Genomic DNA, 6,668 nt, shown 5'->3' on the forward strand with positions numbered 1-6,668 from the left:
ATTCCTACGGCCTACCCTCGTGAAAGCCGTTCGGCATGCCACGTCATATGGTCATGCATGAATGTCGAAATGAAAAAATAGGAGTGATCGTATTCGTCCTGCATCCGCAATTTCAACGGAATGCCTGCCTTGGAGCAGGCGTCTTCGAGCAGCCAAGGCCTGAGGCCCTCCTGGAGGAAACCGTCTGACGTTCCCTGATCGACCAGGAATTCCGGGAAACGGTGCCCATCCTCGATGAGCGAAGTTGCATCGTAGCGCCGCCACGAGGCCTCATCCAGGCCGAGATATTTTTCGAAAGCCGGCTTCGACCAGCCGGCTGTGCTTGGCTGCACGATCGGCGCAAAGGCCGAGCAACTTCTGAAACGCCCGGGATTGTTCAGTGCGATCGTCAGCGCGCCATGCCCGCCCATCGAATGGCCGAAGATCGACTGGCGCGCCATATCGGCGGGAAATTCGCGCCCGATCACGGCTGGCAGCTCCTCGACGATATAGGAATACATGCGATAGTTCTTGGCATACGGCTCTTGCGTCGCGTCAAGGTAGAAACCGGCGCCGCTGCCGAACTGCCAATTGTCCTTTTCATCCGGAATGTCGGCACCACGCGGGCTGGTGTCGGGACAGACGACGATCAGGCCAAGTTCGGCGGCAATACGTCTGTATTCACCTTTTTCCATTACATTCGCATGGGTGCAGGTGAGTCCGGAGAGGTACCACACCACGGGGCAACGGCTTTCCCGTGCCTGCGGAGGCACGAAAATGGCAAACGTCATTTCGCACGAGCAGCTCGTCGAAAGATGAGAGTAAACATGCTGGGCGCCGCCATGCGACTTGGCAGTCGAGACCAGTTTCAGGTGCTCTGGCATATATTCTTCTCCATCAATTTTAACCGCCGACCTTAGGCTCTACGACATCAAGGGAGATCGCGGCAACCTTGGTGGGCCGGCTGGCGCGCGGGGCTCTTGATCGGAGCCGGGATGGCCTGCCTTCGCCGACCGTCTTGGCGCAGCAAGGCGCGAGAGGCCACTCGCTGGCGCAGCGTTGCGAGCAAGCGATACGGGCCAGGCTGGGCGATTGTTGGCGATGCTGGCTATAACAACGACGCAGTCACTGCGCAGGCATCGGCGATGCTTCCAGGACGCCGAACTCTGCGCAAATGCGGCTTCACGTCCAATACTTGCCAAGCGTGGTCAGCGGCGGTTTCGCAACCCACTGATCGACTTTTGCCCTGTCACCCATCGCGCAGCAAAGATGATGGTCCGGCGGTTTGTCTCCACGAATCGTCGACCTCGCATCGGCCATTCTAAGCTCAGCGAGATCGATCGTGACTCGTTGCACGGCGAGTTCGGGTCTCTTCGGCCTGGCGCCCGCCATTGAGACAATTCCCGCCCGCTCAAGGGCCGCCAAGGAGCGGGATACGTTCGGCTGCGGACGCGCCGCCAATCTGCACAGTTCCGTGATGCTTTGCGGTCGATACCGATGGATCAGCGCCACCAGCCGACAATTCTCAGGGGTCAACGCCCGCAGAATCTCTTCCGGCGCGCACGACTGAGCCATTGGTTCAGCGACCACCTGATGCCCGGCCTCCTGAGCCGTCGCCGCCGCCATCACTGTCGTGCGTGTCCTCGATGCCGTTGTAGACATTGTGGACCGCGCCCCATTCGCCATGTGACAGCTCACTCCGATGAGCCGCCAGATATTCCTAGATTTGCTGCAGTTCCTTCGCAGCGCAGTCGATTTTGGCGACAGTTTTGCGAATGCCGGATGCTTAAACGCTATCATTAAGCAATTCCTGCACTCGTTCGGACGAAACGTCTGAGGCAAAGATCAGGTCATAAGGAATGTTCGTTCCACGAAGCTGGTCTGCGACCAAGCGCTCTACCACGGCCCGGCGCGCGGGATTAGTGCGTCCGTGCACCAGAACATCTACGTCCGAGTGGACGCGGAAACGGTTTTTCGCCAGGGATCCGACAACAGAGATATCGACGCCGCGGGCTTTGGCGTTCCGAAGAATACGCGCTACACAGGCTTGCGCGGTCTTCCGGCGATCGTCAGCTCTTCGGTGGATCAAAGTATCAATTTTGTTCATCTTTTCGCCTGTTGCCTTTGGTCCGAGATTGTCGCAACTCCGCAAGCTGTACGGCTACCTGCCTATCCCTGCCAAGCCAGCCGCCGTCAAAAGCGATCACGCCGTCCGCGAAATCGCCGCCGGCATCGAGGACTGACAGCCCTGCCTCAACTGCCGGCCGGTTGACGACAACCACTCGCGGTGTTCAGCAACGCCCGGATCGCTGCGGCAAATTTTCGCGCTCTGTCTGGTACCGCCGGGCCAGAGCCCTGGGAACTCGCACAAGGCCTTCACGCTCACGGCCACGACGTCCGCTTTGGCCAGCAGGTCCACGGCAATGGCCGCCTGCCCCTCATCATCGACGACATAGGTGCGCAGCAGCACATTCGTGTCGGGCGTAACCCTCATTCCTCGCCGGACCCGGCCACAGCGCCCGCTTCCGCCATTGCCTCGTTGATCTCCTCGATGCTGAGCACCCGGCCGTTCGTCTTGCCTCTGAGGAACCCGTGGAGGTCCCGGAACGACCCCTTTGCCCGTGCCGCCCTCAATTCCGCCCGACCGTCGGGCAGCAGATCAAGTTCGATCTTCTCGCCCGGTTTGATGCCCAGATGTTGCAGCACGTCCTTGCGGAACGTCACCTGTCCCCTTGTCGTCACTGTCAACGTTGTCATGTTAAACATTCCTGTTCATCGCGATAAGGCAATGCAAATCTGCATTATTATGCAAATGGTCGGGGCCAAGCTTGGCGTCCATGCGGCGACTGAATCGCGACCAGCGCTCTGCCAGAGCGAAGTCGCCAAACATCACCTGGAGGTCAGCATGCAAGCCAACACCACGGCCGCTATCCGCGTCGATCTTGCCGCAATGTTTGTCTCGTTAGAACTGTCTCGTTAAAAATGGCTCGTCACTTCGCTTCGGCTGGTGTCGGGAATGGCGCGACCGCCGCCGGGAAGCGAGGGAAGGGAGCGTCAAGTTCGAGCCAGAGATTAACAAGAACGAAGCCATCGCCGCATAGGCGTCTGCCTGCGTGGGTATGGACGGATTCACTCATGCGCAATATGAATCATGAATGGAGATGAGGCCTGCCGTGGCGCTCACATTTTTGCCGTGTCGCTAAGGCAGGTGACGCTCGTTCAATGACGCTGCGCAGGGCGGGTTGGCCTTCTGGTCTAACGCCGCCGGCAGAAGTGTCGATATCAGGGGATCTGGTCAATGACCGACAACAAGCCAGACGTTACCAAGGATTGGCAAGCGACGCAGGGCCAGAAGTCCTCCGCCACACGTCTTCGCCTTTTCGCCGCACTCTCGTGGGTCGTCGCCATTGGCGGCGAGATCTACGGAATTATGCTGCTTCGCCAGAACAAGTTCGACCAGGGACACCTGCCGCTGGTCATCGGCCTTCTGGTCGGCATCGCGATTTTCGCAATCGCCGGCAACTTGCTATGGAAGGCGGCCAACAGACACGATCCGGCTCGTGCATCCGACGCGGCCAGGTTCTTCTTCCAAAACCAGCTCGGCGCAATCATCACGCTGATTGCCTTCCTCCCGCTGGTTTTCCTGATCCTCACTGACAAGAACATGGATCCGCGGACCAAGAAGGTTGCCGGCGGCGTCGGCGCCGCGCTGGCCGTGCTCGCGACGGTCATGGGGATCAGTTTCAAACCCCCGTCGGTCGAACAGTACACCCAGGATATGAACGCATGCGCAGCCCAGATCAAGTCGGGGCAGCCCACCACGGCCTGTTCGCCCGATGTCGCCGCTCAGGCGCAGGCGATTGCAACGGACACCGCCGCCGTGGCGGCGGCGACGCGGGACGCGAGCCACCCCGCCGGTCAGGATGTCGTCTACTGGATCGCGCCCGAAAACGGAGCCGCGAAGTCCAGCGAGCCGCATGTTTTCCACCTCTGCGCAGGCGTGAGCCCGCTGAAGGACAAGACTGTGAATAGTGGCTCCGTGACGGAGGCCTACGCACAGAACGCCATCCGCATCACGAAGCAGATCGATATGGAACAGAAGCAGTGCGGGTTCACCGCCACAACCAGCACCAACTGAACCCGTCTGCACTCGATCGGGTCCAGCCGTTGGTCTTGTCGAGAAGGATGGCGCGTAAGCGCAGGCTCAGTATTGACTCGCCGAAGCAACGCCAAATGCTGGGATCGCCCGGCTGGCCAATATCGTCCAGCTGCAAACTTATCCGCGGCGGGCAATGACCCGGCGTCTTACGCACCGCAGCTTCCGGCCTGAGCGCTTCGGATGGAGAATGACGTTAATGAAGCGCATTGCCGCCCGGGCAGCATTATGGGCCGGAAGCGAACCGGGAACTTCTGGCGCCAAAAAAAAGATGGCGGACATTTCACCTGGTGGGCCGCATCGACCAGAAGCGGATTGGGCAAGCGTTCCATGGCATGTAGCGTCGGGTATCGCGCACCTGCTGGACCCCTGTTGATGACTGACCGATGCCGGCCTGCTGGCTTGGAGGCTGGGGAGTGGGGAGTCTCGGGGCGAACTCCGCCGAGGGCATTCGGCAGCGGCATGGCCGGCCTTCAAAGTCCTTTGGCCAGGAAGTTGGTACGGATAGTCGGAATCAGGCAATACCCCTGTTTTCCGAGCTGGATTTTGAAGCCGTGAACGAGCGGCTATGATGAACGCGCCGAGTGCAAGTAAGGTCACGAAGGCCCCTACAATAAATTTTAGAGGAGACTACGTCGATGTCGAACGTGCGCGCCCTTGTCCTCGAACGCCAGCACGAACTCAAGCTGCGTGACATCGATCTGCCACAGACCGTCGGCCCGGGCGAAGTTCGCATCAAGATCCATACGGTGGGCATTTGCGGCTCCGACGTGCACTACTATACGCATGGCCGCATCGGCCCATTCGTGGTCGAAGCGCCGATGGTCTTGGGCCATGAAGCCGCCGGCACCGTCTCCGAAACGGGGGAAGGCGTCGAGCATCTGAAGGTCGGCGACCGCGTCTGCATGGAGCCGGGTATCCCCGATCCCAATTCGCGGGCGAGCCGGCTCGGCCTCTACAACATCGATCCAGCGGTCAGGTTCTGGGCAACGCCGCCGATCCACGGCGTGCTGACGCCCTATGTCGTCCACCCCGCCAACTACACTTTCAAACTGCCCGACAATGTCAGCTTCGCCGAAGGCGCCATGGTGGAGCCCTTCGCTGTCGGCATGCAGGCGGCTGCCAAAGCAAAGATCGCGCCGGGCGACACGGCGGTGGTGATTGGCGCAGGGCCAATCGGCACGATGGTGGCGATCGCGGCGCTCGCCGGCGGCTGCGCCCGCGCCGTTGTTGCAGATCTCGCCCAACCCAAGCTCGACATCGCCGGCGGCTATCAAGGCGTGATCCCGATCAACGTCCGCGACAGGAACCTGGCGGCGGAGGTAAAGCGCCTGACCGATGGCTGGGGCGCCGACGTGGTGTTTGAATGCTCGGGCTCGTCCAAGGCATGGGAGACCCTGCTCGATCTGCCGCGGCCCGGTGGCGCGGTAGTGGTGGTCGGCCTGCCGGTGGCGCCGATCGCATTCGATGTCGCCACCGCCTCGACCAAGGAAGTTCGCATCGAAACGGTATTCCGATATGCCCACCAATATGAGCGGGCAATCGCGCTGATGGGGTCGGGCCGGGTCGACCTAAAGCCACTCATTTCGGCGACCTTCCCCTTCGAAGATTCCATCAACGCCTTCAACCGCGCAGTCGAAGCCCGGCCCGCGGACGTAAAGCTTCAGATCCTGTTGCCGGATTAAGGCGAGTTCCAAAGCCCCCGGGCCGTCCTCCCGATCTCCTCGATGCGTTGCGTAGGCTTCCGGGCTTGTAGCAAGGGCATTGGCAACCCAGTTTTTGTTGGCATCAACCGAGCCTATCGCCTGAGCGGTTTCTCCTGAAAGGTGGCTTTCAACAACGCGAGCTGGCGCGCAAGCAAGGAGGAACATATGAACTGGGATCAAATCAAGGGAAAATGGACGCAGTTCAAAGGCAAGGCGAAGGAGCAGTGGGGTGACCTCACCGACGACGATCTTGATCGCATCGAGGGCAACCGGGACCGGCTTTTGGGACGTATCCAGGAGCGATATGGCATCGCCAAGGAAGAGGCAGAGCGCCAGGTAGATGACTGGTCCCGAAGCATCAGCTGAGCCTTGGGCGCAACGCCGTCTGCTGCGCCACCACCGGGGTAAAACTCTGCGTCGCCCGCCGTGCCGACTGGTGCGGTGGCTCTTTCGACAGCGAGGCCCGCGAGGAACCTTTAGCCGCATCTAATGTTCCACTTGCGTGGCGGGCTTCGCCCCGGCGTGCGCCCCGCCCGGAGGCGAAGGAGTGCAATGATGAACAACATTATCTGGCTGGTCGGCGCGATCGTGATCGTAATCGCCATTTTGAGCTTTTTGGGTCTGCGATAGCATCCTGAACCCTCTCTTCGAGCCGGCGACCGTCCCCGCTCGGCATGGCCTCAGCGCGCCCAAGCTGGTCAGACTTAGGTCCCAAGCGAGACGCTCTGGGATTTGGACCGAAGCCCCGGCTGAGGAACGTAGCCGGCTGGCTCACGTTGTGGTGAGCTTTGGCGCGACGAAGATGCGTCCGGGCGGAAGAGTTCAAG

Annotated in this window: 8 protein-coding genes; 3 read left to right on the top strand and 5 right to left on the bottom strand. The window is 60.6% G+C overall.

Annotation, left to right across the window (positions count from 1 at the left end; translation table 11 throughout):
- Positions 1-11 precede the first annotated feature (11 nt).
- From fghA to NKI72_RS25420, 5 genes are all read right to left on the bottom strand, one after another.
- The gene (fghA, locus tag NKI72_RS25400; RefSeq protein ID WP_352771230.1) at positions 12-863 is read right to left on the bottom strand and encodes an S-formylglutathione hydrolase; all 852 of its coding nucleotides are present in this window, start codon (positions 861-863) and stop codon (positions 12-14) included.
- Between the two features lie 298 nt (positions 864-1,161).
- Positions 1,162-1,605: an HVO_A0114 family putative DNA-binding protein gene (locus NKI72_RS25405; protein ID WP_352851147.1), complete on the bottom strand. Its 444-nt coding sequence runs from the start codon at positions 1,603-1,605 to the stop codon at positions 1,162-1,164.
- A gap of 160 nt (positions 1,606-1,765) precedes the next feature.
- The gene (locus tag NKI72_RS25410) at positions 1,766-2,086 is read right to left on the bottom strand and encodes a nucleotidyltransferase domain-containing protein (RefSeq protein ID WP_352851148.1); all 321 of its coding nucleotides are present in this window, start codon (positions 2,084-2,086) and stop codon (positions 1,766-1,768) included.
- A gap of 96 nt (positions 2,087-2,182) precedes the next feature.
- A complete protein-coding gene (locus NKI72_RS25415; protein ID WP_352851149.1) occupies positions 2,183-2,449 on the bottom strand; it encodes a PIN domain-containing protein in 267 nt (88 codons plus the stop codon).
- A gap of 20 nt (positions 2,450-2,469) precedes the next feature.
- Positions 2,470-2,736 carry an AbrB/MazE/SpoVT family DNA-binding domain-containing protein gene (locus NKI72_RS25420; RefSeq protein ID WP_352503269.1) on the bottom strand — a complete coding sequence of 89 codons (267 nt, stop codon included), beginning with the start codon at positions 2,734-2,736 and terminating at the stop codon, positions 2,470-2,472.
- Positions 2,737-3,277: 541 nt separating this feature from the next.
- Here NKI72_RS25420 and NKI72_RS25425 point away from each other — a divergent pair.
- The 3 genes from NKI72_RS25425 (at position 3,278) to NKI72_RS25435 (ending at position 6,207) form a co-directional block, all read left to right on the top strand.
- Entirely contained in the window at positions 3,278-4,117 is an 840-nt protein-coding gene (locus NKI72_RS25425) for a succinate dehydrogenase/fumarate reductase transmembrane subunit (RefSeq protein WP_352474932.1), read from the top strand.
- A 656-nt stretch (positions 4,118-4,773) separates the two neighbouring features.
- A complete protein-coding gene (locus NKI72_RS25430; RefSeq protein ID WP_352819562.1) occupies positions 4,774-5,820 on the top strand; it encodes an NAD(P)-dependent alcohol dehydrogenase in 1,047 nt (348 codons plus the stop codon).
- A gap of 186 nt (positions 5,821-6,006) precedes the next feature.
- The gene (locus tag NKI72_RS25435) at positions 6,007-6,207 is read left to right on the top strand and encodes a CsbD family protein (protein WP_352541863.1); all 201 of its coding nucleotides are present in this window, start codon (positions 6,007-6,009) and stop codon (positions 6,205-6,207) included.
- Positions 6,208-6,668: the final 461 nt, after the last annotated feature.

This window comes from Mesorhizobium sp. M0437 (assembly GCF_040321335.1).
Classification (GTDB): Bacteria; Pseudomonadota; Alphaproteobacteria; order Rhizobiales; family Rhizobiaceae; genus Mesorhizobium.

Coding starts and splice junctions, on each gene's coding strand:
- NKI72_RS25425 (WP_352474932.1), top strand. CDS start 3,278: ATGACCGACAACAAGCCAGACGTTACCAAGGATTGGCAAGCGACGCAG.
- fghA (WP_352771230.1), bottom strand. CDS start 863: ATGCCAGAGCACCTGAAACTGGTCTCGACTGCCAAGTCGCATGGCGGC.
- NKI72_RS25410 (WP_352851148.1), bottom strand. CDS start 2,086: ATGAACAAAATTGATACTTTGATCCACCGAAGAGCTGACGATCGCCGG.
- NKI72_RS25430 (WP_352819562.1), top strand. CDS start 4,774: ATGTCGAACGTGCGCGCCCTTGTCCTCGAACGCCAGCACGAACTCAAG.
- NKI72_RS25435 (WP_352541863.1), top strand. CDS start 6,007: ATGAACTGGGATCAAATCAAGGGAAAATGGACGCAGTTCAAAGGCAAG.
- NKI72_RS25420 (WP_352503269.1), bottom strand. CDS start 2,736: ATGACAACGTTGACAGTGACGACAAGGGGACAGGTGACGTTCCGCAAG.
- NKI72_RS25405 (WP_352851147.1), bottom strand. CDS start 1,605: ATGGCGGCGGCGACGGCTCAGGAGGCCGGGCATCAGGTGGTCGCTGAA.